The organism is Pedobacter sp. BMA, from assembly GCF_001027745.1.
In the GTDB taxonomy this organism is placed as follows: Bacteria; Bacteroidota; Bacteroidia; order Sphingobacteriales; family Sphingobacteriaceae; genus Pedobacter.
The window spans coordinates 505289-531753 of the sequence record NZ_LECU01000006.1 but is presented as its reverse complement, the minus strand read 5'-3'; the positions used below and the strand labels follow the sequence as shown (position 1 = coordinate 531753).

Here is a 26465-nt window from a genome sequence, read left to right as displayed (position 1 = left end):
CCATAATTTGGCTCTCAAATAACAAGCGAATATAGAATTAGTTTTTTAATTTCGTTCTGTAAATAATTTATTTCGCCTTGAATAGAACATACTTAAAGCTTACTTTAGATCTTGATTTTATATTAATTGCAATCACCGCCCCCCTGAAAGATTATGTTCTATGCCACAAAATTAATACGCGGCTAAACACACAATTCGAAAAAATCGATGATCATGAGATCTTTTACAATATAGACGAACCTGCCTGGTCTTTCTCAAAATATTATTTTTTTGTGGAGCAGGGTGAGGTAGAATATTATCTGATCAGCAACAGAAGTAGCGACGGTTTACTCGTTCCGGAGATGGCCAATGTGGATTTCTTTATCATAATTAAAGAATTTATCGACAAAGAAGATTTGAGTTATTTACTAAACGGACTAAACAAACTGCCTGATATTCAGGTAGCTGCAAAAATAGACCCAACCAAGTTAAGAAGCAAGGAGAATTTGGTAATATAAAAATTATATACTTCGTGTAGTAAATACACTATATTTGAGGGTTATAATCAACGAACAAAAAAACAAAATATATAAATTTTAATGCAGTTTAATTATTTTAGAGAATAATTAGCGACTCAAACTGCATTGCTAAAAATCGATTAATTAAATGAAACCTTTTCATTCCAGAACCAAAATTGTAGCCACCCTTGGGCCTGCATCCGCAAAACCTGATGTTTTATATAGCATGTTTAATGCGGGCTTAGATGTTTGCCGTCTAAATTTCTCACACGGATCACAGGCAGATCACCAGGCAGTTTTAGATACAATCAAAGATCTAAACCAGAAATATGATTATAATGTAGGTATTCTTGCCGATTTACAGGGACCGAAAATTCGCATTGGCTTAGTAAAAGAAGGTGGCATCAACCTGATCAACGGTAAAACAACCATCATCACCACCAACGAATGTATTGGTAATGAAGAGCGCATTTACATTACCTACCAGAACTTTCCTCAGGATGTACAGGCAGGAGAAATCATCTTATTGGATGATGGAAAACTTCAAATGAAAGTTTTATCAACAAACTTAAAAGATGAAGTAGTTTGTGAAATTGTTCACGGTGGTATATTAACTTCAAGAAAAGGTGTAAACCTTCCTAATACTAAAGTTTCTATTCCATCGCTAACGCCAGAGGATAGAGAGAACCTGGAATTTGTACTTCAGAATGATGTAGAGTGGATCGGTTTATCTTTCGTCCGTAAGGCAGAAGATATCATCGAACTTAAAAAAATCATTGCAGAACGTGGTAAAACTGCACGTGTAATTGCAAAAATTGAAAAACCTGAAGCCATTGCTAACATCGATGAAATTATCGCTGTAACAGACGGGATCATGGTTGCACGTGGAGATCTGGGTGTTGAATGTCCGATGGAGGAAGTTCCATTGTTACAAAAAATGATCGTTGCTAAATGTAGAGCGGCTTCTAAACCGGTAATCGTGGCTACACAAATGCTGGAAAGCATGATCACTACACCTCGCCCCACACGTGCAGAGGTTAATGATGTGGCTAACTCAGTATTGGATGGTGCAGATGCAGTGATGTTGAGTGGTGAAACTTCGGTAGGGGAATTTCCATTGATCGTGATCGAAACCATGCAGAAAATTATCCAGAACATTGAAGATAACAATTATCCTTTCAATCCTGATAAATTCTTAAAACCAAAATCTCCTTCATTTTTAAGTGATGCCATTTGCGATTCAGCTTGTTTCCTGGCTAAACAAACCAATGCAGTGGGTATTGTATCGATGACCTTAAGTGGTTATACCGCTTTCGAAATTTCAAGCCACAGACCAGAGGCTTTAACTTTCATATTTACAAGTAACAGGGCGTTATTAAATGCAGTGAGTTTACTTTGGGGTGTTAGGGGTTTCTATTATGATAAATGGGAGAGTACCGACAATACCATCATTGAGGTTAACGAGTTCTTAAAAAGCAAAAAACTGGTTAAGCAGGGCGATATTGTAATTAATACCGCTGCAATTCCAATGGAAGCTAAAGGAAAAACCAACATGCTAAAAATTACGGTTATCGATTAATTCGCAGCCAGATTCAAATACCAGTAAAAGGTGCTCATAGTTATGGGCACCTTTTCTTTTTCATCGACAGTACAACTAAAATTGTACCGGGTTAAAATGGAATTTCATCGCGATGTTTCCGTAAAAGTCCGAACAAACTCCGTACAATCTCCGTTGAAGCTCCGTTTTAAGAGAGAACAGATCCAGATCACTTTACACAGATTTTCGGTACTTTTCCCACAGAAATCCTGATGTTGGATCAGCCGGATTAAAAAAACCCGTAGAGAATTTCATGATCTATGATGTAGATATGAACAAAAAATATATTTTTGCAAACCCAAACTCTGGAGAGGTGTCAGAGTGGTCGATCGAGCACGCTTGGAAAGCGTGTGTACTGCAAGGTACCGCGGGTTCGAATCCCGCCCTCTCCGCTTAAAAGCGGGCCGGTAATTTTATATTATCGGCCCGCTTTTTTTTGTGACATCATTTCGTTAAGATAGCAATTGTTCCTGTTTTTAACCCTTTGCCTGATACCTGAAGATTTAAGCTTCCAGCTTTGTTAGTAGATTGAACAGTTACCACAAGTTTACCATTGAATGCTTTCATGTGCGGAAGGTGAAACAGTTCAAGGTTTGTCGCATCGCCATTGGCCACTACTTTATAACTTCCATTACCAGTAACCTGAAAAGACAAACTGTCATTCGCATCAGGACATACATTGCCATTGACATCAACAATGCTGGCCGTAACATAGGCGAGGTCCTGTCCATCCGCAATTAATGTTTTACGGTCAGTTTCCAGTTTAACGTGATGAGGTTTGCCTGCGGTTTTTACCGTTTCTTCAGCAGCGACCTTCCCATTTTCATCATAGGCAATAACCTTAATCGTTCCTGGATCATATTTAACATCTTTCCACATCAGGCGGTATCGGTTTGTATTGGAAGCATGACTTTTAAATTGTTTACCCTGGCTTTTTCCGTTAACAAATAGTTCTGCCGATGCATAGCTGGTGTAGGCAAATATAGGAGTAACCTGCCCTTCCCTTCCCGGAAAGGTCCAGTGAGGAACAGTGTGAAGCGTAGATTGTGCAGTATTCCATTTGCTGCGATATAAGTAATAACGGTCTTTAGGAATCCCGGCCAGATCGATGATACCGAAATAAGAGCTATGAGAAGGCCATTTTTCATCATATGGTGTTGGTTCACCCAGATAATCAAAACCTGTCCATACAAATTCTCCAATAACGTATTGTAAGTCGTCCTGCTTCACAAATTCATCGTCAGGAATTTGCGACCAGTTACAATATTCCAGATCGTAAGACGAACTCTGATTATCGTCATACATTTTTTGTTTTTGAGGAACTACCGGAAATTTATACACACCTCTTGAGCTTACTGTAGAGGCTGTTTCTGTACCCAGGATGAAACCCTGCGGCAACCGGGTGTAAGCCATTTCATATTGGTTAGGTTTATAGTTAAAGCCGGGAACATCAAGTACAGCAGCGAAATTATTATCGAGTGCATTTTGAATCCGGTCCATCCCGACAGTCACCGGCCGTGTAGGATCCTCCCTGTGGCAGATATCCTGTAAAAATTCTAAAATTTTGCCGCCATTTTTGGTTCCCTGGTCTGGCACTTCGTTCCCGATACTCCACATCACTACACAGGGGTGATTTCTATTGGCATGCACCATATTGACCACATCCTTTTCTGCCCATTCATCAAACAAATGGCTGTAACCATTTCTAACCTTCGGCGCCTTCCATTCATCAAAAGATTCCACCATCATCATAAATCCCATCTCATCACACAATTTTACCAACTCTGGGGCAGGCATATTATGCGAGGTTCTGATCGCGTCGCAACCCATATCTTTTAACAAAACAAGCTGACGGCGTAATGCAGCAACATTTATGGCCGTACCTAAGGGGCCTAAATCGTGGTGGTTGCAAACGCCCTTAAACTTGCGGTAAACTCCATTCAATGAAAAGCCTTTCTGCGCCTCATACTTAATCGTTCTGATTCCAAAGGTGGTCGTGTACTCATCTTTCAATGTTTTACCGGCATACAATTTCGTAATAGCCTGATAAAGGTTGGGCATTTCAGGCGACCACAATTCCGGGGATTTAACAATAATATCCTGTTCAAACTCATTCAAGTCGGTAGCGAGTAACACTTTTGTCGCCGTAGCAACCGTTTCTCCCTTTGCATTTTTAATCGACGTTTGAAGACTTAAAGTCTCATCATTTTCATTAACGCCGCTGATCTGGGTTTTGATCTTGACTTTTGCAAAGTCTTTATTGATTAAAGGAGTTGTAATATAAGTTCCCCAAACCGGAATACTAATATCTTCAGTGATGATTACATGGACATTTCTGTACAACCCTGCACCCGGATACCACCTTGAAGCTTCAGGCTTATTTTCAAGCCCAACCGCAATGGTATTCTGGCCTTCTCTCATCTGCCGGGTCACATCAATGAAAAAAGAATTATAACCATAAGCCCAATGGCCAACTTTTTCACCATTGAAATAAACTAATGGATTGCTCATGGCCCCATCAATTAATATCACAACTTTTTTACCTTTTTTAAATGCAGGCGCAACAAATGTATTTCTATACCAGGCTTTACCGATAAATGGTAAACCGCCCGTTCTACCTGTTTTTCTGGTCGCTTTATTTTCTCCGTTCTGCACAATAGCCACATCCTGACTATCGTTACCGCCATCAAACGGACCTTTAATGGCCCAGTCGTGAGGCACAGTGACAGTTTCCCAACCGGAATCGTTGAAATCGCTTGCTACAGATTCAGGGTGATCACCCTTACTGAATTTCCAGTTTTTGGTCAATAAGAACTCGCTACGGGTTTGCGCTTGTCCGTTGGAAAACGAGCAGATGATCACTACCATCAGAAGGTGTAAACTCCGCATTTGGGTTGAAAAGAAATTCATTGTTATATTATCTGATGCTTGTTAAACCATTTCTTTGCCTGCAAAAACCCTGAAACGACATCAGGAACGCAAGTTATAAAAAACGATAAATGTCCAAATAACATTTATTAGCCTTTAATGATTATTTCTTATCATTTTAATCTCTGTGTGAATAGGCTTCATCTGATTTTGTATCATGATTAATACTCTTCTATTTGTAAAACAGTGTTATTTTTACCTTTAAGATTAACTAACGAATGATGAACAAATATTGGCTCAGCGCAATAGCTTGTACTTTAGCTATTGGCGTAAATGCCCAGCAAAAAACCTTAACGGCAAAAGACTATGAATATGCAGAAGGTTTTATGGGTTATAACACTTCAAAGTACATAGATAACCCCGGCGTATCGCCGAACTGGCTTGAAAATGACAAGTTTTGGTATGTAACCAGAAACCAAACTGGTACTCAAACCTTTTTGGTTGATCCTGCAGCAAAAACCAAGGTATTAACCACAGAATATAAAAGTGTTTCTGCACCACCACGCCGCAGGAACCGCAATGAAGAGTTATCTCCTGACGGAAAGAAAGCCGTTTTTATTAAAGATTACAACTTATTTTTGAAAGACGTAGCCACTGGAAAAATAACACAGTTAACAACAGATGGTGTAAAGGATTACGGCTATGCAACGGATAATGCCGGATGGAAACATAGCGACGCGCCAATTGTACGCTGGTCTCCCGACTCGAAAAAGATTACCACCTTTCAGCAAGACCAACGCAACTCGAAAGATATGTACCTGGTTACCACAAATGTGGGTGCACCAAAGTTGGAAGCCTGGAAATACCCCTTACCAGGTGATAAAGAAATTGCAACGATTAGAAGGGTAATCATTGAGGTAGATCAGCCAAAGGTGATCTCACTTAATATCCCTCCTGATCAGCATCGTGCAACTTTAAGTGATGACATTTCCAGCAGTGGCACTTTTGACGATATCGACTGGAAGGCAGACGGATCGGAGGTGGCATTTGTTTCTACCTCACGCGATCATAAAAACGAAAAGTTCCGCATTGCAAACGCTACAACCGGAGCTGTACGCGAAGTTTTTGAGGAAACTGTAAAGACTCAGTATGAATCAGGACAAGGAGCAATCAACTGGCGATACCTTCCTTCTTCAAAAGAAATCATCTGGTATTCAGAACGGGATAACTGGGGACACCTTTATCTGTACGATGCCACAACAGGCAAAGTTAAAAATCAAATTACCAAGGGCGATTGGGTTGTAAGTCAGCTAATTAAGGTAGATGAAAAGACACGGACGATCTACTTTATTGCAAATGGCAGGGAAAAAGGCAATCCATATTTCAGCCATTTTTATAAAGCAGGATTCGATGGCAAAAACCTTACACTTTTAAACCCCGAAGAAGGAAACCATAGCATTACCCTTTCACCTTCAGAAAAATATTTTCTCGACACTTATTCACAGCCCAATATCCCTCAGGTAACTGTATTACGAAGCCTCGATGGAAAACTTGTTTCTACCCTTGAAAAGACAGACATATCCCGGCTAACTGCAACAGGCTGGAAAGCCCCGGCACCGGTATCGGTAAAAGCTGGCGACGGGAAGACAGACATATATGGATTAATATTTACGCCGACCAAAATCGAAGCAGGTAAAAAATATCCGGTTATCGACTACATTTATCCGGGCCCACAAGGTGGAAGTGTTGGCAGCTGGTCGTTTTCTGCTGTAAGGGGAGATCATCAGGCTTTAGCTGAATTAGGATTTATTGTAGTGATAATTGAAGGTACAAGTAACCCTGACCGTTCGAAAAGCTTTCATGATATGAGTTATGGCAACATGGCTGTTAACACACTACCCGACCAGATTGCGGCAATTAAAGAGCTCTCTGCAAAGTACCCGATAGATACAACCAAAGTTGGTATCTGGGGTCACTCGGGCGGGGGATTTGCCACAGCAACGGCTATGTTCCGTTACCCTGATTTCTTCAAGGTTGGAATTTCTGAATCTGGAAACCACGACAACAGAAACTATGAGGACGATTGGGGCGAACGCTACAATGGCCTGTTAGAAAATGCTGACTACGAGGCTCAGGCCAATCAGAATTATGCAAAAAATTTGAAAGGAAAACTAATGCTGGTCCATGGTTTGATGGATGACAATGTTCCTCCGTACAATACGCTATTGGTGGTTGAAGCCCTCGAAAAAGCAAATAAATCTTTCGACCTGGTTATTTTCCCTAACAGTGCACATGGCTATGGCACCTATTCTCCATATATGATGCGCAGAAGATGGGATTATTTTGTTCAGCATTTGCTAGGTGCCGAACCACCAAAGGATTATCAGATGAAAGGCTCAAGATAAATTTGAAGGATAGCTCGAAAGGCTATCCTTTTTTTTTGCATCATCTATTTTAGTGAGATTGAAACAAAGCTTGACTTTAAGAGTTAATGTTTAAAACTTATTTCATGGGAAAAACAAGAAAGCCGAATCACGTCATCATCACCGGAACTACAGGAATGGTTGGAGAAGGGGTTTTAATCGAGTGCCTGAAAAGTTCTGAGGTAGATTCAATACTGGTAATCAACCGCAAACCCTGCGGTTACGCAGATCCTAAACTTAGAGAAATTATACATACTGATTTCTTCGACTTTTCATCTATTGAAAGCCAGCTAAGCGGTTACAATGCATGCTTTTTTTGCCTCGGAATTACCTCGGTAGGTGCTGCTGACGATGTTTATTATAAAATGACTTATACACTTACCTTACATGTTGCAGAAACATTGAGCAGGTTAAATCCGGATATGACGTTCTGTTATGTTTCGGGAAGCGGCACTAATGCAAATGGCCGCTTAAACTGGCAGAAAGTAAAAGGGAAAACTGAAAATGATTTGTTGAAACTCCCATTTGAGCAGGTTTATAATTTCAGGCCCGGTTTTATTAAACCCATTAAGGAACAGAAATACGCACACAAATTTTATAAATATATCAACTGGATATTTCCAATTGGTAGGGCAATTTCGGCAAACGGATTTTGTACGATGCAGGAACTGGGCAACGCCATGATCAATGTGTTAAGCCACAACAACGAAAGAAAAGTTGTTGAAGGTAAGGAGATTATCCAATTGGCAGGAGAGTAGGAAAAAAAGAGGTAAGATGGATGGTTTTAAATCATCCATCCTACATCGTCTATTACTTTTTGTTATCGTATTTACGTTGGTTGTCTTTATTCGAAGTCTGATCTGACCGCTGACCGCCGCCGTTGGTTATCCCTTGAACTTTTTTATCAACCTTAACATCGTGATTGGCTCTGTCTGCAATTGAACTTCCCTGAACCGTAGGGTTGTTTTTTGGTGTGCTTACGTTTTTCATAACATGATCGTTTTAAGTTTTCAATAACGAGCGCTATTATAGTAACCAATCATTTGAAAATATGTTTGAATTATTTCTTTAACTAAAAATTCAGACCACTTAACTTTTCAGCCAATACTTCAGAAATTTTACGGTAAGAATCGAAGGTCCAGCCTCCCACATGTGGCGTTAAAATGACTTTCTCATTCATTCTGAGTTCATCATACCAGTCGGCTTCTTGCAGTGCAGGAAATTTCTCAGTTTGTAAAACATCCAAACCTGCACCTAAAATTTTACCAGAGGCCAAAGCACCGAGTACCGCCTTTGTGTTTACAATTTCTCCTCGTGCAGTGTTGATAAAGAAAATTGGCTTTTTAAAGTGGAAGAAGTATTCCTCATCTACCATTTGCCTGGTTTCAGTAGTCAAAGGAATATGCAAACTGAGCACGTCGCAATGTTTTACAATTTCCTCCATACTCACTTCGCGCGCAAAGGCATCAGAAAAGCCTGTTTTATATTTATCGTAAGTCATCACGTCGACTTCAAAGCCGGCAAGTTTTTTGGCGAAACTTTGGCCCATGAAGCCATAACCAATAATACCAACCCTTTTTCCCTTCAGCTCATATCCACGGTTTCCCTCTCGATCCCATATTCCATTTCGAATTTCAATATCCGCCTTGCGGAAGTTATTCATCAGCGATAGAAGTAAGCCAGTTGCATGCTCTCCAACCGCATCGCAATTACCTTCAGGTGCATTAATGAGTTCAATATTTCTTTCGAAAGCAATCTGATCGTCAATATTATCCAGTCCTGCTCCGGCACGGGCAACAAATTTAAGCTGCGTAGCAGCAGCAAAAACTTCTGCATCGATTCTGAACTTTGTTCTTACAGCAATGCCAGTATAATCTTTTATTTTAGCCAAGGTTTGCTGACGGGTAATCTGAGGTTCATCATCAACATGGTATCCCATAGCAATAGCCTGCTCCTTAAAAGAAGGGTGTAAGTCATCAACAATTAATATTTTTTTCATGCTAAAGCAAAAGTAACATTATAGCTGTTTTTAATCTCTTCAATACTAAAAATGTTTTTTTGCTGATATCATTCCTTTGACGTGAAATGTTGCTTCATTGAACATGACAGAACATTTTCAAATATGAAAACCATATTTAAACTCACGAAAATATTACCATAAAATAGCTGTAATAAAATAGTTACGGGCATTTATTTAAACTAACTCTCCGTTACTTTGTCTCCCTTTATAACAAAACACACATATATAATTATTTAATGAGACTTTTACAATCGCGTACGATACCTTTTATTCTTCTTTTTATAAGTTTATCGCTAAGTCTTTTCGCCCAAAATGGTGGGAAAGCAAAAATTACCGGTGTACTAAAAGACGCCAAAACACAAGAAACTATTCCATTTGCTACAGCAGTTTTAATCAATAAGTCTACCGGTAAAAATGCCAAAGTTGCTCAAACAGATGTAAACGGAGCATTTACCATGGCCGATCTGCCTGCCGGTACGTTTACCTTCAAAATTAGTTACGTAGGTTACCAAACCATGGTTAGGGATAACGTAAGTATTACGGCATCAACGGGTACATTAAATTTTGGCGACATTAAGATGAACTCAGCAAAGGGCAATATCCTGAGTGAAGTTACCGTAACCGGCCAAAAGTCGGGTATGCAAATGGGAATTGATAAAAAAATATTCTCTGTAGATCAGAGTGTAATCAGCGAAGGTGGATCGGCGGGGGATCTACTTCAGAACGTTCCTTCAGTTTCAACTGATATGGACGGTAATGTGAGTTTACGTGGCTCTACAGGTGTGAAAGTATTAATAGATGGAAAACCTTCTTTGATTGCCGGCGGAAACGTTGCGCAAATCCTGCAGTCAATCCCGGCAAGCTCGATCGAAAGCGTAGAGGTAATCACCAATCCATCGGCAAAATATGATGCAGAAGGACAATCGGGTATCATTAATATCGTTCTGAAAAAGAATACTAAGCTGGGTCTTAACGGTTCAGTTGCATTAACGGCTGGTAACCGCGATAACTATAACGCCAATACCAATCTAAGCTTTCAGAACAGCAAAATCAATTTGTATGGAAACTATGGCTACCGTTATGGAAACCGCGTAGGTGGTGGATATCAGGATATTTTCTATAAAAGTGATAGTCTTCCTGCAAAATATTTATATCAAAATACAGTTTCCAATTCCATGGACAAAGGACATAATGCCAAAGCTGGTATTGACTATTACCTGACGCCAAAGAGTGTATTAAGTTTTTCCGGTGGTTTTAATTCAAGAGAAAATGAAAGAAATGACCAGCTCGACATCAGACAACTAGGTAAAACAAGCGCACCTGTTGAATTAAGTAACCGCACAAATACTACCGAAGGGTATGGTAGTAGTTACGACCTTAACTTGGATTATGTGCAAAAGTTCAGCAAACCAAAAGAGGAACTAACTTTTAATTTCGGCTATTCGCATGGGACAAATAACAGCGATCAGTTCTATAGCACCACCACGACAAACAGGAATGGCGTAGAAATGAACGAAAATTTATCTTTGCAACGGGTGTATAACACGGGCGACAATACCAACTATAACATTCAAACAGATTATAGTCTGCCTGTTGGTAAGGCCGGAAAAGTGGAGGCCGGATACAGAAGCCAGATTCGCCTGGGTAACAATAATCAGTTTGCTGATGCCCTGTTAACCAATACTGGTGTGGTAGTAAGAAACAATTCCCTGATCAATGATTTTGACAGTAAAGATCAGGTGCATGCCCTTTATTTAAACTACCAGAATCAGATTAAAGATTTTGGTTATCAATTGGGCTTACGTGCTGAAGATGCGAGGCTGGATACCCACCTGGAAGGTTACACCAATAATGTGTTAACGGGAAGTGATGGAAATATCCATTACAAAAGACTTTATCCCAGCGTATTCTTAACCCAAAAATTAAAGGGAGATAATCAGCTGCAATTGAGTTATACAAGACGCGTTAACCGTCCGCGTCCATGGGATACAAATCCGTTCCTGGACGTTTCTGAACCCTATAACTACCGGGGTGGTAATCCCAACTTATTACCTGAGGATGTGCACTCTTTTGAGTTAGGCTACAGCAAGTACTGGAAGAAAGTAACGCTGACTTCAAGTTTATACTATCGCCGGACTAACGATGTGATCCAAAGGGTGAGAACTACAGCGATTAGTGGAATCACTACTTCGACTCCTCAAAACTTATCAAACCAGATTAATTCAGGTCTAGAGTTAATTGGGCGTTTCGATCTGATTAAAGCATTAAATTTCACTACGAATGTGAATCTTTACCAGGCTAAATTTGCAGGAGACAGCAGATTTAACATTGCTTCAAGTAGTGGATTTAGCTGGAACGCCAACTTAACCGGTAATCTGACCGTAGTAAAAAATGTTTCATTACAGGTAAGAGGCGACTACCGTGCGCCTGAAGTGATGGCTCAAGGAAAACGTAATGCCATGTATGGGATAGATGGTGGAGCTAAATACGACTTCCCAAACAAAAAGGCTTCCCTGAGTTTCAATGTGAGAGACGTATTCAATACCCGCAGGTGGAGTATGACCACTGAAGACAATTCTACCATTGTGGATTTCCAACGCCAGATGCAGGGAACAATGGGTAGCCTAACGTTTTCATATCGCTTCGGAAAAACAACCTTCACCGCTGCCAAGAAGAAAAAAGACGATCAGCAGGACAACAGGCCTGATGAAGGTTCATTCTAAATAAAATGAAAGGCGTTTAAATTTATTTTAAACGCCTTTTTCAATTCATTACCTTGCAGCATGGAAGACAGCAATCCCTGGAAAACTTTAGCAAGTGAAGTTAAATATGATAACAACTGGATTCGGCTAACCGAACACCAGGTACTCAACCCTTCGGGTGGAAAGGGAATCTATGGTGAGGTACATTTTAAAAACCTTGCGATAGGTATACTGCCTTTGGACGAGAATTATAATACCTGGCTGGTAGGTCAATACCGTTACCCTTTAAAAGGTTATAGCTGGGAGATTCCGGAAGGAGGAGGGCCGTTTCATGAAGAGCCACTGGAAAGTGCAAAACGCGAGCTTCTCGAAGAAACAGGGATGAGTGCAAAAAACTGGAGAGAGATTCAGCGCATGCATTTATCCAATTCAGTGAGCGACGAATTGTCAATCATCTATGTGGCCACCGGACTAATTCAGGGAATACCCATGCCTGAAGAAACTGAACAGCTAACCATAAAAAAGATTAGTTTTGACGAGGCTTATCAAATGGTATTGAGCGGAGCAATTACCGATTCCATGAGCGTTGCCGCAATTTTAAAAGTCAAAATCATGATCTTAAATGGCGAGATATGATATTTGCAAAAAAGAATAGTTGCTATCTTTGTGATTAAGTTAATTTTTATGAGCAAAATTTTCGGCTATATTCTAAGCCCCATATTCTATTTTTTCTTCGGATTAAGCTTATGTATCTTTCATCCTATTCAATGGATTTGCCATAAAGCTTTCGGCTATAAAGCACATAAAGTATCGGTAGACTTTTTAAATTTCTTCCTTACCTATTGTCAGTTTTTTCTTTTTAACTCGATCAGTTTTAAAAACGAATATCAGCTTCCAACAGACAGGCCAATTATATTTGCGGCTAACCACCAGAGCATGTACGATATCCCGTCTTTGATCTGGTTTTTAAGAAGGTACAGCGCGAAGTTTATTTCTAAGATTGAACTGACCAAAGGAATTCCATCTATTTCAATAAATCTGCGTTTGGGTGGCGGTGCTAATATTAACAGGAAAGACAATAAACAAGCGATTTCGGAAATCATAAAACTGGGCCGTAGGATGAAAGAAAATAACTGGAGTACAGTTATCTTCCCTGAAGGTACACGTGCAAAAGACGGCCAGGTAAAAACCTTTCAGTTCGGTGGAGTGGCAACCATATTAAAGGTAGTTCCAAATGCATTGGTGGTACCCATTGCCATTGAAAATTCGTGGAAAATAGTCCGGTTCGGAATGTTTCCGCTAACCACTGGAAATGCCTTGAGATGGACCGTTTTAAAACCCATTGAACCTGAAGGAAAAACAGCTAATGAGATTACACTTGAGGCAGAGTCAGCAATCAAAGAAGTGCTGGGGCAGGCTTAATAAGCTTTTGGATAGCCCCTGGCGGGGTAAAAACCCTAAATGTTCTTATTGCCTATTACCCTGAAAAATTCATCACGGTAGGTATCGCCAACCGGGATGATTTTATCACAAATGGTAATACGGCTACGCTCAATACTTTCTATTTTATCTACAGCTACAATATAAGATTTATGCACCCGGATAAACTGGCTGCTGGGCAGGGCCTCCTCCATTTTCTTCATACTCTGAAGGGTAATTACCCGTTCTTCTTTGGTAAAAATAGAAATGTAATCTTTTAACCCTTCTATATACAGAATATCGTGTAGGTAGATTTTTTGAATTTTGTGCTCCGTTTTAACAAAAATATAATCCTGAACTGGATTTGGTGAACCTGAAAAAGGGGCTGGCGTTACTATTGGCTGTGCTATGCTCGCCGGGGCATCAGCAGGTTTTGCCTGCTTATGTACTTTTTCTACCGCCTTGTAAAATCGGTCGAAAGCGATGGGTTTTAATAAATAATCGGAAACATTAAGATCGTAACTTTCCAATGCATATTGGGGGTAGGCTGTTGTTAAGATATAATGTGTTTTATTTCCGGCAATTTTAAGAAACTGAATTCCAGTTAACTCTGGCATCTGTATATCCAGAAACACCAGGTCAATTCCACCTGCCTGCACAATCTGGAGTGCCTCAATGGGGTTCTCACATCTTTTCACTAAAGTAAGAAAAGGAACTTTTGATATATAGTCTTCCAGAATGTCGAGCGCCAACGGCTCATCGTCAACAACAATGCAGTTTAGGTTCATTTCAGGTTAATATTAATATTGATTGGTTTTAAATCTGTCACGTATCAACAGATTATATATCAATCATCAGTTCACAGGTATAATGGGTAGCCGAATTTACAACATTTAATTTATATCTGTCAGGATAAATCAATTGAAGTCTGCGTTCAACATTGGTTAAGCCAACACCGCCTTGTGCATCCTTATTCTGCTGATTCTTTTTATTGATGACACTGAAATGCAGAATTTTCTGATTGGCAATAATATTGATCTTCACGGGATTTTCAGGATCGGTTACTACACCATGCTTAAAAGCATTTTCTACAAAAGAAATAAGCATCAGAGGAACAATCTTCTGATCATCTATCTCTCCATTTAATGTTAACTCAACGAATGCTCCATCTTTAAAGCGGATTTTTTGAAGTTCAATATAGTTGGTTAGATAATCTACTTCTTTACTCAGTGATACGGTAGGCGTATTGCTCTCATAAATCATGTAACGCATAATCTCAGAGAGTTTCATGATCGCATCAGCTGTTTTATCCGATTTTTGATAGGCCAACGAATAAATGTTATTCAGCGAATTGAATAAAAAATGTGGGTTAAGCTGTGATTTTAGAAACTGCAGCTCCATTTCGCGGCGTTCACTTTCGAGGTTGCGTTGAATACGTTCGCGGGAGAACCAATCGACAGTGAACTTGATAATACAACTGCTGACCATAAAAAATCCAGCCAAAAATGCTTTCCCAAAGAAATACTGATTCACTGTATAGGCAACTTTTTCATCCCTAATGATCATCATATCTTTCGGATTCAGGACAGCGATTACAGTTTTAAGAAACGCAACAATTATGATAGCAAAGAAAAATGCAACAAGATATAACCAATACTTTTTCCTTTTCTTGATCAGTAGTGGTATGAGAAAAATGTAGTTAATATAAAAAATAGAAACATTTAGAATTCCGAAAAGGCCAAATGAAATCAACTCTCTTTTAAGGGTAATTTCAGAACCAGTGGTAAGGACAATTGTAATAGCAGCTGCGACTACAACACTCCAAAAAATACTATGTAAAATTAATGCTCCTTTTTCTTCTTTCATTTTAATATACAACTTCAGCTTAGCTTCCTTGCCTCCAAAGTAAATAAACTTTCCATTTTTGAAAGCAAACAATCTACCAACGGGCGTTTTTTTTCTACCAACCGTCCAAATGGCAAATTTTATCGACCAACGCCAAAAAAGTCTGTTGATCTAGAATCTTGAACACTTGGTATAATACATTTTAGCAGGTAGTTTTCATTCTGTTCCTTTGAATCATCAAAACGATAACAACCATGAAAACAGCAATAGTAAACAATACATTAAGTACAGTGATGATTGCTGAAGACCGTTTAACCGCCTCAACAATAGATAAACAGATTATGAAAAAGTTAGCAAACACTTCGCCATTTTTACTTTTATTAGTACCTGTATTTATGATGATTATATTAACGCTTACGGTTAATACCAATCAAAACGATGAAATCGTAGTAAAGCCAGCGAAAACTTCTACCGCGATCGTAAAACAGGCCACGGCAATTTTCCAATAAGCAATGAGCGATTACGCGATCGAAACAGTAGGCTTGAATTTCAACTTTGGCAACCAAACCATCGTTAGAGATCTATCCCTACAAGTTCCAAAGGGAAGTATCTATGGCTTCCTCGGACCAAATGGTGCTGGTAAAACCACAACGATAAAATTATTATTAAACCTGCTCCGGTCGCCGGCCGATCAGGTTTTTATTTTTGGCAAAGAAATTAATCTGAACCGGATCGCCTGCTTAAAGAAAATGGGCGCGCTTGTTGAGCAGCCGGCAATATACGGACACTTAACAGGCAAGGAAAATCTGATTAACCGTTGTATGTTACTGGGTATCCCAAGAATAAAGGCAAATGAAATGCTCGAACTTGTAGGACTAACAGAAGCAGCAAATAAAAAATCTGCAAAGTATTCGCTTGGAATGAAACAACGCCTTGGCATTGCACTTGCCCTGGTATCGGATCCGGAATTACTCCTCCTGGATGAACCAACGAACGGACTGGATCCCAATGGAATCATTGAGATCAGAAACCTGATGATTGAACTTTCTACCAAACACCATAAAACAATTCTCGTTTCAAGCCACCTGCTTGCTGAAATTGAACGCACTGCCACACATGTGGGAATCATTAATAAAGGCCGCCTATTGTTTCAAGGTACAATCAGTGAACTGCACTTATTGAGTAAACCCATGCTCGAAATAGAAGTTAATCAAAGTAATCAAGCCGCTGAATTTTTAAGTAAAGCGGGTTTTGAAAACGTTTCTCATACGGATAAAACGATCACTTTACCGTTTATCTCATCGAAACATAGCGGAGAAATAAATACGCTTTTGATTGAAAACGGATTCACTGTGAGCAGCCTTTATCAGCAACGCAAAGACCTCGAAAACCTTTTTCTAGATATTACTCAACAAAACTAAGATGCGCTCACTATTCATATCACTGGTATCAGAATTTTATAAATCAAAAAAAACACTGGCATTCTGGGCAGCCATCCTTTTACCAGTGATTATTTGCGGACTCATTTCATTTGGGTTTTACTCAGGCTCAGAGAAGGTTTTGGCGCTACATTACCCTCCTTTACTGCTCTGGCTTCGGTATATTGGTGCCGCACTGGGTGTAATGGGCGTATTGATTTTGCCCTTCTATGTTATCTTTATGGCCTTCTCTGTCAATAACATTGAACATAAAAACGATACCTGGAAAACACTTTTTGCACAACCACTAAATAAGTTTTCGATTTATACGGCCAAATATCTATATGCAGTAGTACTGATATTCATCTGCCTGCTGCTCTTTGGCGGCCTTACACTAGCCTTTGGACACTTGCTACAAATACTGATACCTAAATACAGCTTCAACCAGTATGATCCATCCTTCCTGCTATCGAAATTCTATTTTAAACTATTCTTATCCTCGCTGGGTATTCTATCCATCCAGTTTACTCTAAGTTTGGTTTGGGGCGATTTCCTGAAGCCAATGGGTGTCGGTTTCATTGGCACAATCATGGGCATAATCACCGGCAATGTAGGTTGGAAATATGCTTACTTAATTCCCTACAGCCATCCCTCATTGGTACTAAACAGCAGCACGGCAGCCAAAAAACTTTCAAACCCGGCCGACTTCGAAATCTTTACACAAGAAATCTACACCAGTTTAATCTATGCCGGGGTATTATTTGTGCTCGGATACTTTATTGTAACCAGAAAAAGCATTAAATAGCCTCATCAATTCATCTCTTACAGAGAAAAACAGCCGGAAATTTGTAAAAATATCATGGTAAATCATGTAACGCCTGGTTTAACCGTATTTTAGAGTAATCAAACAACCAACAATTCTAAAATATGATTAAAAAATTTACAATGCCGGCACTGGCCATGAGCCTTTGTCTCTCTGCTTTTGCACAAGATGTTCCGGACGCAGCAATAGTAAAGAAAATACGGACTACGGGGTTAGAAAATTCAAAAGTGATGGATATTGCTTTTAATTTAACCGATGTTGCTGGGCCGCGTTTATCTAATTCTCCGGGACTAAAACGGGCACAGGACTGGGCTGTAAAACAATTAACTGACTGGGGACTAAAAAATGCTCATTTAGAAAGCTGGGGAACCTTTGGAAAAGGGTGGCAGGTTGATAAGTATTATGCTGCTACAACAGCTCCGTTTTACCACCCGATTATTGCTTCGCCTAAAGCATGGACACCAGGCACCAACGGCCCGATTAAATCTGAGGTGGTACTAATCAAGGCAGATAGTGTTGCTGACCTCTCAAAATATAAAGGAAAGTTAGCGGGAAAAATTGTGATGATGGATCAGGGTGCGGCCTTGACAAGCGGGGTTAAAGCCGATTTTTCACGTTATGCTGATTCTACATTAGCACAGATGGCAGCCGCAAAGCCGGCGGCCGCAGGGGCAGGCAGGCAACGGCCAGCAGGTGGACCAATGGCCGACCGGATGGCACAAATGATGAAGATGAGAGAAGTAAGGGCAGCCATGAGTGCCATGTTATTAGAAGAAAAAGTAGCACTGATCCTTACCTATGCCAGAGGTGGACAGGGAACGTTTTTTACCAGTAACGGTGCTTCTTATGCTTTAGACGCTAAACCGGTTTCACCGGAACTTGAAGTAGCTGCTGAAGATTTCCTGCACATTTTACGTTTGTTACGCGCAGGTAAACCGGTAGAGCTGGAAGCAGAAATTAAAACATCGTTTTATGATCGGGATCCGAAGGGCTACAATGTAATTGCAGAAATCCCGGGAACAGATAAAAAGCTTAAGGACGAAGTGGTTATGATTGGTGGACACTTTGATTCGTGGCATGCTGCTACAGGTGCTACCGATAATGCGGCAGGTTCGGCTGTGATGATGGAAGCCATGCGAATTTTAAAAGCGATTGATTTTAAACCGAAACGTACAATCCGGATTGCATTGTGGAGCTCAGAAGAGCAGGGCTTGTATGGATCAAGAGGTTATGTCAACACCCATTTTGGTGATCCAAAAACAATGGAACTTAAGCCAGAGCAAAAAAAGATATCCGCTTATTATAACCTGGATAATGGAACTGGAAAAATACGGGGAATTTATTTACAAGGCAATGTGGCAGCCGGGCCCATCTTTCAAAGCTGGTTAAGTCCTTTTAACGATCTTGGTGCAGGAACAGTTACCGTGAACAATACAGGTGGTACAGATCATCAGGCATTTGATGCAGTAGGTATTCCAGGATTCCAGTTCATTCAGGATCCGGCAGATTATAATACGCGTACCCATCATAGCAATATGGATACCTACGATAGATTGGTTGAAGATGACTTAAAACAATCGGCCACGATTATTGCCTCATTTGTTTATAACACCGCTCAGCGTGAGGCACAGATTCCGAGAAAGGAATTACCTGCCCCGCAACCAGCGAGGCCATAATACACAGAAGCCTGCTTTTTGATAAATCAAAAGCAGGCTTCATGATTTGAGAGGCTTTGCGTTAATGTGTTAATTTTTATTTAGAAAGAAAGAATCCGCTCTTTAAAAGCCCATACAATAAGCTGATAGGAGTTTTTTAAATCAAGCTTTCTAACCATATTTCGTCTGTGCGTGTTTACAGTATGTTCACTGATGTATAACATTTCGCCAATTTCTTTACTATTGTATCCCATCGAAAGCAGGTGTACTATTTCAACTTCTCTCTCGCTAATGTTACTGTGGTTCTCCCTGAGCAGAATACTATTAATCATCGTTTGGTTGTTTGAGATAGGCAACTTATTAATTCGGCAGAAATCGCGGTTATTCCGGCATTGATGGATATCCATTAACAGGGAGATAGACTTGATTTCTGATCAGGAACAGTTTTTAGCCGTAATTGATATACCAAAATTAAGTATTGGCATTTTACGTTATCAGGCAGAAAGCACCCTTTGTATGAGGGTATTTTTACGGTATTACAATTTCCTAAAAATACTTGCTTAAGCATTTTAAATTATCGATTTTTAACCCAAACAAACTATCCCAATTTTATGAATGAGGAAAAAACGCTCACAAATGTACCTGCAGAAATTGCAAAAGAAATGGTAGCCGCATACACTGAAGAAGCAGCAGGTTTAGCCAGCTACACTAAAGCAGTATGGTTCCCTGCCGACCAGATCTTAAGGATTGCCAAAAGCATTGAAAATGGAAAACATGATGGTCTCCGTATTTATTTTGGACAATATACTGCCAATTCTTTAGATGGAGTTCCTAAAGAATATCTCGGAAGAAATACCGTATTGTTGGTGCCGACGCTTTCTGGTATTACCGGTGGCTACGGAGATGAGGAAGAACATCAGGATGACCTCGGAGATATTGAAAACAAGGGAGAGTCATGTCCTCCAGTTTGCGAAGGAACTAATTTATAGTAATATGTTCGGTCTGAGGGTTACTACTTTCTTAGAGTTATTGTGCTTTTTGACTGCTTTGGCAACCGTTAGGACGGATAAAAAACCGCTATGGAGAATTTCATTAACTTATATGTTTCTGGTATGCCTCACCGAGTTGGTTGTAGCGCGCTGGGCCGCAAAAACATTTCACAACAATCTCTTTGTCTATAATATTTATACCCTGTTTGAGGGTGCGCTGATCAGTGCAGGCATATATCATTGTTTGAAAGCATATACCAATCCAAAGAAAATAATCATCATTGGATTGGTTATATTTTATTCGCTCTGGATAGTCTTTTTCCTTATGCATGGCATTATGACCTATAATTCATGGGCAGGCGGGGTATTATCTGCTTTAATTATGCTTTATTGCTGTTATTATTATTATTTCGTACTGACAGATAACGCGATTATGGACATCAATACAAACCCGGAGTTTTGGTGGGTTACTGGTGTACTGTTTTTTTACTTTGGCACAACTACCGCTAATTTATTCCATGAGCTTTTTACATCTATCATGGTCAAAGGAAATTCCCTGAGAAACTGGATTTTCACTGTTCTTAATATTATATTTTACAGCATTTTAGCTTATTCATTTATATGCAGGAGCAAACAACGCAAATTACAATCCTAGTCGTCATATCTTCTTTAATCTTCTTACTAATGCCTTTAATTTTGGTATTTTATGTCAAAATTAGCATTAAGTACCGAAAAAATCACGCGCTGGAGAAAACGGCTATGAAGCAGAATTTTGATTCAGAAATTCTTCAAACCCGTATTGAGGTACAGGATCAAACCATGCAAAGCATTGCCACAGAATTACATGATAACGTAGGCCAATTATTAAGTTTAACCACTCTTACGCTTAATTCTGTTGATCTCTCCAATTTGGAAAAGGCGAAAAAAAAAATCGAAAATTCATTGGGTTTCGTGAACAACTCCATTAAAGAATTACGCGAACTTGCTAAATTGCTTCATGGCGAGCAAATTGTTGCCAACGGTATAGGTCATGCCATTGAGCAGGAAATTAACTGGCTGAGTAAATCCGGCGTTTATGAACTAAAGGTAAATAATCAGCTTCTCGGCTTTTCCGGAACTTCACCTGATAAAGACCTTATTATCCTACGTTTACTCCAGGAAGTAATCAATAACATTATTAAACATGCTCAGGCCACAGTAATTGATATTGAAAGCCATTTTAAAGACGGTGTCTTGTTTTTAAACGTTAAAGAAAACGGAATAGGTTTCGAGGTAGAGGAAAGTAAAAACAGGTCTGGAATGGGATTAAATTCTATTTATAAAAGAATTGAGATGATTAATGGTCAATTAAATTTAACTTCGTCTCCCAACCAAGGCACGTCCATATTGATCGAAATCCCTTATCCATAGTTTTATGCAGCCCACTATTTCTATTGCCATTGTTGATGACCACACCCTTTTCCGGTCAGGTTTAGCCAGTTTAATGGAAGAATTTGATGAAATTGACATCAGGTTTCAGGCAGTCAATGGAGTAGATTTACAAAAGAAGATCGTCGTTCAACCCGATATCGATATCGTATTGATGGACATTAATATGCCGGTGATGGATGGTTACGCGGCAACTAAATGGGTGAAGACAAATTATCCTAAAGTCCACGTGCTTGCTTTAAGCATGCTTGAAGAAGAAAAAGCCATCATCGCAATGCTTAAAGCGGGAGCAGGTGGCTATATGCTTAAAGAATCTACACCGTCTGAATTACTAACCGCTATTAAGGTGATTGTAGAAAAAGGCTTTTTTGTGAATGAGGTTGTTTCTGGGAGGTTACTGGTAGCGCTAAAGGAAGGAGACAAGCCGGCTTTTACGGCCAGGGAACTTACCTTTTTTCAGTATTGCAGTACAGAGCTCACTTACAAAGAAATTGCAGATTTAATGAACGTGAGTCCCCGGACAGTTGATAACTACCGGGAATCATTATTTGCAAAATTGAATATCAAATCGCGCACGGGCCTGGTGGTGTACGGCATTAAGCACCAGATTATCTCTATTTAGCAAGCAACTCCCGCTTTCATTTTCCAAGTACCCAGATATTGCATAACCTGTACACCCTACTATGTCTGTATTTTTTATCTACAGCCTGTAATTCAATACCTTCAAAAGAAAAAAGTGTTAAAATATTTGCTTAACTAAATAATTAGTTTTAATTTTAGTTAGGCAATATATTTTGCTATATCCTTATTACAATATTATTATGGAAATTAAAGATTTAACCAAGGCCGAAGAGCAGATTATGCAGGTTATGTGGCAATTGGAAAAAGCGTTTGTTAAAGAAGTTATAGACGAACTTCCTTTACCAAAACCGGCTTACAATACGGTATCGACAATTATACGGATACTGGAAACAAAGGGTTTCATTGGTCATGAGGCATTTGGAAAAGCACACCAATATCATCCCCTGATCAGTAAAGAGGAATATAAACGACATGCAACAGAAAAACTTTTAGGAAACTATTTCGAGAATTCTGTAGAGAGTATGTTTTCATTCTTTGTTAAAGAAGAAAAGTTGGATTTAGGTGATGTCGATGAGATTTTAAAAATGATTAATAAAATTAAAAACAGTCCAAAATGAGTTTTGCCCACTACCTATTGCAAGTAAACTTATATCTAATTGTTTTTTACGGCTTTTATAAGTTGTTACTGGACCGTGAAACCTATTTTACGCTAAACCGCTTCTTTCTGGTTGGCGCAGGTATCTTGTCAATCTGTATTCCATTTATTCGTTTAGAATGGCTAACAGAAGAAAAAATTGCACAGCAGGTATATACTTCGGTAAACTGGCAAGCCGTACTTCAGCAAACCACTATAATAAATGATAACAATTCCGGATTAAACTGGGGAAATGTTTTCGTCTATTTATACTGTGCAGGTATTGTGTTTTTCTTATGTAGGTTAGTGTTTAATCTGGTTCTTGTAAAAAAATCTATCCGGGCAGCCAAAACAGGGTCGGCTTTTTCTTTTTTAACAAGGAAGGTGGTAGATGTAAACCTACCGCAAAAAAATGTAATCGATATTCATGAAGAAGCCCATGTAAAACAACTGCACACGCTGGATATCCTTTTTTTTGAACTCCTGGGTGTGTTTACCTGGCTGAATCCCATTATTTATCTCTATAAGAAATCGATTAAAAATATACATGAATTTCTAGCGGATGAATTGGCAGCAGATTATCAGGGCGACAAAGCAGCATATGCGATGCTGATTTTAAGCCAGTCTTTCGGCATTTCACCTAACGCGCTAACAAATGGCTTCTTTAACAAGTCATTGATTAAAAAGCGTATTTATATGCTTCAGAAAGAAAGGTCAAAAAAAATAGCCATTATCAAATACGGTGTTTCAATACCACTCTTTGCAATCCTGATTGTTTTCTCATCGGCCACTGTAAGGAAAAACGAAAAACTAATCTTATTCACTGATCAGATTCCAATGGACAAACCAATGGAACTTGTTCAGGAAATGGTGTCACGTCCGGCGAAAGAAATTAGCCAGGAGGTATCTAAAACGCTACCCACTAATGCCGGCAAAGATACCGGAGTGGAACAGAAAGCAATTTCGAAAACCTCAAACGTTTCGAACTTACCAGGCATCAATACAACTGAAGACAGTCCGGTTATAGAAGGCGAACCATTTAATGAAACAGATAAAAAGGTCTACGACTTTGTATCAATTACCAGCCAGCCGGAATATCCCGGAGGGATTAGAAAATTTTATGAATACCTGAGCAAAACAATCCGGTATCCGGAACTGGCACAGGAAAAAAATGTGCAGGGAAAAGTGTTCCTTTCATTTATTGTAGAAAAAGATGGTTCCATAAGCGATGTTATGGTTACCCGTGGCCTGGGGAGTGGTTTAGATGAGGAAGCGGTAAGGGTATTAAACGAGTCCCCTCGTTGGAACCCTGGTGTAAAAGATGGCATGGCGGTAAGGGTAAAGTATAACATTAACGTGAATTTCACCTTAACGGATAGTGAAACTCCAAAAGCTCCGGTAAAAGAAGTTAAAAATTTAACTTTAAAAGGCGGAAAGGATTTCCCGGGAATCATTGTAGTTGATGGTGTGAAACTTCAGGACAATTCAACATTATCCAGTATCAATCCAAATAATGTCGAATCTGTATCGGTACTTAAAGATCAGAGTGCAATAAACCTTTATGGTTTGAAGGCAAAAGCAGGTGCAATTATCATTACAACTAAATCAACCACTAATAACCTATTCAGAAAACCTAATACGCAAGAGCTTACCATAGACAAGCCATCAACCATACTAAATATTCAGAGAAAGTTCTAAAAACTGAAAACATGAAAAAGATCATCACCCTTAGTTTAATGCTTGGAACTGCCATATATGGCTTTGCGCAGAAAGCGGATAGCACCTCAAATACAACGATTAGATTGCGGGGCACAGCAGTGGGCGTAGAACCACAACCGCTGATTGTAATTGATGGGAATAAGCAATATTTCAGGGGAACGGGATCGCTTTCGGAAATGGACCCAAATGCGATTGAATCCATCAACATATTAAAAGACAGCACTGCAATGATGAAATATGGGAGTGAAGGTTTTGGTGGCGTTATTGAAATTAAAACAAAGGGCACATATATTATCCCAAAAGGCAAAGGAAACCTGAAGGCCGACTCCAGCTTAATGTTAAAGGGGAAAGCAAGCAGAATCTTTATTAAGCCAAATGGAAGTGCTAACAGAAGTACCCCCTTAAACGTTGATGCGGCAGCTAAACGATTCCTTCTTCTTAAGGATAACGATAAAAAGGCACAGCCACTTTATGTTGTCGACGGAAAAGAAGTTTCGGGCATTGAAAAACTAGATCAGAACACCATTGAATCTGTAACGGTGATTAAAGATGCAAATACATCAAAGCAGTATTCCGGAAGTACTAAAAACGGCGTTGTAATTATTACCACGAAAAAAAGCGCTACGAAACAGAAGTAATAAACAATTTAAATTTTAAATGATGAGAAAGCTAATGATTTTAGCCCTAACGGGCATCGCTATGCAATTAAATTTCGCCAGGGCACAAGACAAACCTGTTGACTTCACCTCAGTAGAAAAGATCCCGGAGTATCCCGGGGGGATCGCAAAATTTTACGACTATTTAGGTAAAGAAATCAGGTATCCGGAGGCGGCACAAAAAAGCAAAACACAAGGGAAGGTTTTTGTATCGTTTATTATCGAGAAAAACGGCGCATTAAACGATGTTATAGTGACCAGAAGCCTGAGCAAGGAAACAGATGCTGAGGCCATCAGGGTAATCCGTAAATCACCAAACTGGAACCCGGGTTTAATCAAGGGTAAACCAGTTAGGGTAAAATACAATATCAATGTAAATTTCAATTTGAATGATAATGGTCAGCAGAAAAAAGCGCTGAACAGCTCTCCTGATAAACCGACCGAATTTCCAGGCGGACCACAGAAGCTGTATTCATACCTGGCTAAAAATATTAAATACCCTGCTATCGCAGTTAAAAATAAAATGCAGGGAAAAGTATTTGTAGCCTTTTTTGTAGAGAAGGATGGCACCATAACCAATGCAAAAGTTACCAGGGGAATCACTAAAGAACTGGATGCAGAGGCACTGAGGGTAATTAAAAATTCACCGAGATGGAACCCTGCCGTACAGAATGGAAAAGTAGTGAAAGTGCAATACACGCTTCCGATCAATTTCACTTTGAGTTAGATATTTTAACTAAACCATACGCTCGTTATCTCAACTGCTGTTCATGCAAATCAGGATCAGTTGTCGGGACTTATATTAGTCGTGAAGCTAGGATTCGCGAACAGCACCAAGCACAAAACCCCAGCAAAAATTGCCGGGGTTTTATGCTTTCTCTCCTGTCTCGGAAGACTAAAAATATAAATTTTTTAACGTATATACAAATGTTACGAAATAAAATTTCAATAACTGAAATTTTATAATATGCTAACATAAGAAAATTATGAGTTTCGCAAACTTTTATTTTGGCACCTGCACTTATAAAATCTTTCGCCTGGAAATAATAAATGTTTCGAATCTTTTCAATTGCAGGAATATTACAGGAACGATCTTTAAACAACAAGGTTAACGAAGTTTAAAAACACCGGCATAAAAAAGCCCCAAACAAAGTTTGAGGCCTAAGAATTCCGGTTTCCCGGAATGCACA

The 26465-nt window shown here is 39.4% G+C and carries 25 protein-coding genes and 1 tRNA gene; 20 read left to right on the top strand and 6 right to left on the bottom strand.

Translation table 11 applies throughout. The features are described 5' to 3' along the window. The first annotated feature begins 77 nt into the window (after positions 1-77). The 3 genes from AB669_RS14400 (at position 78) to AB669_RS14390 (ending at position 2486) form a co-directional block, all read left to right on the top strand. Entirely contained in the window at positions 78-497 is a 420-nt protein-coding gene (locus tag AB669_RS14400; RefSeq protein WP_047799989.1) for an IPExxxVDY family protein, read from the top strand. A gap of 148 nt (positions 498-645) precedes the next feature. After that, entirely contained in the window at positions 646-2076 is a 1431-nt protein-coding gene (pyk, locus tag AB669_RS14395) for a pyruvate kinase (RefSeq protein WP_047799988.1), read from the top strand. A 325-nt stretch (positions 2077-2401) separates the two neighbouring features. Continuing rightward, positions 2402-2486 (top strand) — tRNA-Ser (locus tag AB669_RS14390). 52 nt (positions 2487-2538) lie between these two features. Here the strand turns inward: AB669_RS14390 and galB are convergent. Further along, the gene (gene galB / locus AB669_RS14385; protein WP_231582683.1) at positions 2539-5004 is read right to left on the bottom strand and encodes a beta-galactosidase GalB; all 2466 of its coding nucleotides are present in this window, start codon (positions 5002-5004) and stop codon (positions 2539-2541) included. A 236-nt stretch (positions 5005-5240) separates the two neighbouring features. Between galB and AB669_RS14380 the strand changes: the two genes are divergently transcribed. Next, complete coding sequence (locus tag AB669_RS14380; protein WP_231582682.1) at positions 5241-7367, top strand: S9 family peptidase; 2127 nt, start codon at positions 5241-5243, stop codon at positions 7365-7367. 104 nt (positions 7368-7471) lie between these two features. Beyond that, positions 7472-8143, top strand: a complete 672-nt coding sequence (locus tag AB669_RS14375) for an NAD-dependent epimerase/dehydratase family protein (protein ID WP_047800387.1) — start codon at positions 7472-7474, stop codon at positions 8141-8143. A 52-nt stretch (positions 8144-8195) separates the two neighbouring features. Here the strand turns inward: AB669_RS14375 and AB669_RS14370 are convergent, their stop codons facing one another. Further along, positions 8196-8375, bottom strand: coding sequence for a hypothetical protein (locus AB669_RS14370; RefSeq protein ID WP_047799987.1), 180 nt, complete (start codon positions 8373-8375; stop codon positions 8196-8198). Positions 8376-8457: 82 nt separating this feature from the next. Then, positions 8458-9384 (bottom strand): NAD(P)-dependent oxidoreductase, encoded by a 927-nt coding sequence (locus tag AB669_RS14365; protein ID WP_047799986.1) that lies wholly within the window; start codon positions 9382-9384, stop codon positions 8458-8460. 257 nt (positions 9385-9641) lie between these two features. Here AB669_RS14365 and AB669_RS14360 point away from each other — a divergent pair, with 257 nt between their 5' ends. From AB669_RS14360 to AB669_RS14350, 3 genes are read left to right on the top strand one after another with little or no spacing between them, the layout of a single operon-like run. Further along, on the top strand, positions 9642-12128 hold the full coding sequence (locus AB669_RS14360) for an outer membrane beta-barrel family protein (protein ID WP_053058417.1): 2487 nt from the start codon (positions 9642-9644) through the stop codon (positions 12126-12128). A gap of 60 nt (positions 12129-12188) precedes the next feature. Then, positions 12189-12743 carry an NUDIX hydrolase gene (locus AB669_RS14355; protein WP_047799985.1) on the top strand — a complete coding sequence of 185 codons (555 nt, stop codon included), beginning with the start codon at positions 12189-12191 and terminating at the stop codon, positions 12741-12743. Positions 12744-12791: 48 nt separating this feature from the next. After that, the gene (locus AB669_RS14350; RefSeq protein ID WP_047799984.1) at positions 12792-13529 is read left to right on the top strand and encodes a 1-acyl-sn-glycerol-3-phosphate acyltransferase; all 738 of its coding nucleotides are present in this window, start codon (positions 12792-12794) and stop codon (positions 13527-13529) included. A gap of 35 nt (positions 13530-13564) precedes the next feature. Here the strand turns inward: AB669_RS14350 and AB669_RS14345 are convergent, their stop codons facing one another. Continuing rightward, positions 13565-14314, bottom strand: coding sequence for a LytTR family DNA-binding domain-containing protein (locus tag AB669_RS14345; protein WP_047799983.1), 750 nt, complete (start codon positions 14312-14314; stop codon positions 13565-13567). A 52-nt stretch (positions 14315-14366) separates the two neighbouring features. After that, on the bottom strand, positions 14367-15392 hold the full coding sequence (locus AB669_RS14340) for a sensor histidine kinase (RefSeq protein WP_047800385.1): 1026 nt from the start codon (positions 15390-15392) through the stop codon (positions 14367-14369). A 233-nt stretch (positions 15393-15625) separates the two neighbouring features. Between AB669_RS14340 and AB669_RS14335 the strand changes: the two genes are divergently transcribed. The 4 genes from AB669_RS14335 (at position 15626) to AB669_RS14320 (ending at position 19288) form a co-directional block, all read left to right on the top strand. Further along, positions 15626-15880 carry a hypothetical protein gene (locus tag AB669_RS14335; protein WP_047799982.1) on the top strand — a complete coding sequence of 85 codons (255 nt, stop codon included), beginning with the start codon at positions 15626-15628 and terminating at the stop codon, positions 15878-15880. Between the two features lie 3 nt (positions 15881-15883). Next, the gene (locus tag AB669_RS14330) at positions 15884-16792 is read left to right on the top strand and encodes an ABC transporter ATP-binding protein (RefSeq protein ID WP_047799981.1); all 909 of its coding nucleotides are present in this window, start codon (positions 15884-15886) and stop codon (positions 16790-16792) included. Position 16793: 1 nt separating this feature from the next. Beyond that, the gene (locus tag AB669_RS14325; protein WP_047799980.1) at positions 16794-17594 is read left to right on the top strand and encodes an ABC transporter permease; all 801 of its coding nucleotides are present in this window, start codon (positions 16794-16796) and stop codon (positions 17592-17594) included. 122 nt (positions 17595-17716) lie between these two features. Further along, positions 17717-19288: a M20/M25/M40 family metallo-hydrolase gene (locus tag AB669_RS14320; protein WP_047799979.1), complete on the top strand. Its 1572-nt coding sequence runs from the start codon at positions 17717-17719 to the stop codon at positions 19286-19288. 80 nt (positions 19289-19368) lie between these two features. Here the strand turns inward: AB669_RS14320 and AB669_RS14315 are convergent, their stop codons facing one another. Continuing rightward, the gene (locus AB669_RS14315) at positions 19369-19599 is read right to left on the bottom strand and encodes a response regulator transcription factor (RefSeq protein WP_053058416.1); all 231 of its coding nucleotides are present in this window, start codon (positions 19597-19599) and stop codon (positions 19369-19371) included. Positions 19600-19878: 279 nt separating this feature from the next. On the opposite strand from AB669_RS14315, the gene AB669_RS14310 reads away from it, so the two are divergent. The 8 genes from AB669_RS14310 (at position 19879) to AB669_RS14275 (ending at position 26002) form a co-directional block, all read left to right on the top strand. After that, positions 19879-20256 carry a hypothetical protein gene (locus AB669_RS14310; protein WP_156166752.1) on the top strand — a complete coding sequence of 126 codons (378 nt, stop codon included), beginning with the start codon at positions 19879-19881 and terminating at the stop codon, positions 20254-20256. Positions 20257-20260: 4 nt separating this feature from the next. After that, the gene (locus AB669_RS14305; RefSeq protein WP_047799977.1) at positions 20261-20911 is read left to right on the top strand and encodes a hypothetical protein; all 651 of its coding nucleotides are present in this window, start codon (positions 20261-20263) and stop codon (positions 20909-20911) included. 104 nt (positions 20912-21015) lie between these two features. After that, on the top strand, positions 21016-21666 hold the full coding sequence (locus AB669_RS14300) for a sensor histidine kinase (RefSeq protein WP_197082410.1): 651 nt from the start codon (positions 21016-21018) through the stop codon (positions 21664-21666). Positions 21667-21670: 4 nt separating this feature from the next. Next, positions 21671-22306, top strand: coding sequence for a response regulator transcription factor (locus tag AB669_RS14295; protein WP_047799975.1), 636 nt, complete (start codon positions 21671-21673; stop codon positions 22304-22306). Positions 22307-22505: 199 nt separating this feature from the next. Then, on the top strand, positions 22506-22883 hold the full coding sequence (locus tag AB669_RS14290; protein ID WP_047799974.1) for a BlaI/MecI/CopY family transcriptional regulator: 378 nt from the start codon (positions 22506-22508) through the stop codon (positions 22881-22883). Continuing rightward, positions 22880-24598, top strand: a complete 1719-nt coding sequence (locus tag AB669_RS14285; protein WP_047799973.1) for a M56 family metallopeptidase — start codon at positions 22880-22882, stop codon at positions 24596-24598. The genes AB669_RS14290 and AB669_RS14285 overlap by 4 nt, the downstream gene beginning before the upstream one ends. 11 nt (positions 24599-24609) lie before the next feature. Then, positions 24610-25257, top strand: coding sequence for a TonB-dependent receptor plug domain-containing protein (locus AB669_RS14280; RefSeq protein WP_047799972.1), 648 nt, complete (start codon positions 24610-24612; stop codon positions 25255-25257). A 19-nt stretch (positions 25258-25276) separates the two neighbouring features. Further along, positions 25277-26002 carry an energy transducer TonB gene (locus AB669_RS14275; protein ID WP_082120683.1) on the top strand — a complete coding sequence of 242 codons (726 nt, stop codon included), beginning with the start codon at positions 25277-25279 and terminating at the stop codon, positions 26000-26002. The last annotated feature ends 463 nt before the right edge of the window (positions 26003-26465 follow it).

Excerpts from the sequence above, each read along its gene's own strand:
- AB669_RS14305 (WP_047799977.1), top strand. The coding sequence starts at position 20,261 with ATGTTCGGTCTGAGGGTTACTACTTTCTTAGAGTTATTGTGCTTTTTG.
- AB669_RS14370 (WP_047799987.1), bottom strand. The coding sequence starts at position 8,375 with ATGAAAAACGTAAGCACACCAAAAAACAACCCTACGGTTCAGGGAAGT.
- AB669_RS14335 (WP_047799982.1), top strand. The coding sequence starts at position 15,626 with ATGAAAACAGCAATAGTAAACAATACATTAAGTACAGTGATGATTGCT.
- AB669_RS14275 (WP_082120683.1), top strand. The coding sequence starts at position 25,277 with ATGATGAGAAAGCTAATGATTTTAGCCCTAACGGGCATCGCTATGCAA.
- AB669_RS14365 (WP_047799986.1), bottom strand. The coding sequence starts at position 9,384 with ATGAAAAAAATATTAATTGTTGATGACTTACACCCTTCTTTTAAGGAG.
- galB (WP_231582683.1), bottom strand. The coding sequence starts at position 5,004 with ATGAATTTCTTTTCAACCCAAATGCGGAGTTTACACCTTCTGATGGTA.
- AB669_RS14360 (WP_053058417.1), top strand. The coding sequence starts at position 9,642 with ATGAGACTTTTACAATCGCGTACGATACCTTTTATTCTTCTTTTTATA.
- AB669_RS14300 (WP_197082410.1), top strand. The coding sequence starts at position 21,016 with ATGAAGCAGAATTTTGATTCAGAAATTCTTCAAACCCGTATTGAGGTA.
- AB669_RS14315 (WP_053058416.1), bottom strand. The coding sequence starts at position 19,599 with ATGATTAATAGTATTCTGCTCAGGGAGAACCACAGTAACATTAGCGAG.
- AB669_RS14325 (WP_047799980.1), top strand. The coding sequence starts at position 16,794 with ATGCGCTCACTATTCATATCACTGGTATCAGAATTTTATAAATCAAAA.
- AB669_RS14350 (WP_047799984.1), top strand. The coding sequence starts at position 12,792 with ATGAGCAAAATTTTCGGCTATATTCTAAGCCCCATATTCTATTTTTTC.
- AB669_RS14375 (WP_047800387.1), top strand. The coding sequence starts at position 7,472 with ATGGGAAAAACAAGAAAGCCGAATCACGTCATCATCACCGGAACTACA.
- AB669_RS14380 (WP_231582682.1), top strand. The coding sequence starts at position 5,241 with ATGATGAACAAATATTGGCTCAGCGCAATAGCTTGTACTTTAGCTATT.
- AB669_RS14355 (WP_047799985.1), top strand. The coding sequence starts at position 12,189 with ATGGAAGACAGCAATCCCTGGAAAACTTTAGCAAGTGAAGTTAAATAT.
- AB669_RS14340 (WP_047800385.1), bottom strand. The coding sequence starts at position 15,392 with ATGAAAGAAGAAAAAGGAGCATTAATTTTACATAGTATTTTTTGGAGT.
- AB669_RS14290 (WP_047799974.1), top strand. The coding sequence starts at position 22,506 with ATGGAAATTAAAGATTTAACCAAGGCCGAAGAGCAGATTATGCAGGTT.
- AB669_RS14280 (WP_047799972.1), top strand. The coding sequence starts at position 24,610 with ATGAAAAAGATCATCACCCTTAGTTTAATGCTTGGAACTGCCATATAT.
- AB669_RS14295 (WP_047799975.1), top strand. The coding sequence starts at position 21,671 with ATGCAGCCCACTATTTCTATTGCCATTGTTGATGACCACACCCTTTTC.
- AB669_RS14285 (WP_047799973.1), top strand. The coding sequence starts at position 22,880 with ATGAGTTTTGCCCACTACCTATTGCAAGTAAACTTATATCTAATTGTT.
- pyk (WP_047799988.1), top strand. The coding sequence starts at position 646 with ATGAAACCTTTTCATTCCAGAACCAAAATTGTAGCCACCCTTGGGCCT.
- AB669_RS14310 (WP_156166752.1), top strand. The coding sequence starts at position 19,879 with ATGAATGAGGAAAAAACGCTCACAAATGTACCTGCAGAAATTGCAAAA.
- AB669_RS14330 (WP_047799981.1), top strand. The coding sequence starts at position 15,884 with ATGAGCGATTACGCGATCGAAACAGTAGGCTTGAATTTCAACTTTGGC.
- AB669_RS14345 (WP_047799983.1), bottom strand. The coding sequence starts at position 14,314 with ATGAACCTAAACTGCATTGTTGTTGACGATGAGCCGTTGGCGCTCGAC.
- AB669_RS14320 (WP_047799979.1), top strand. The coding sequence starts at position 17,717 with ATGATTAAAAAATTTACAATGCCGGCACTGGCCATGAGCCTTTGTCTC.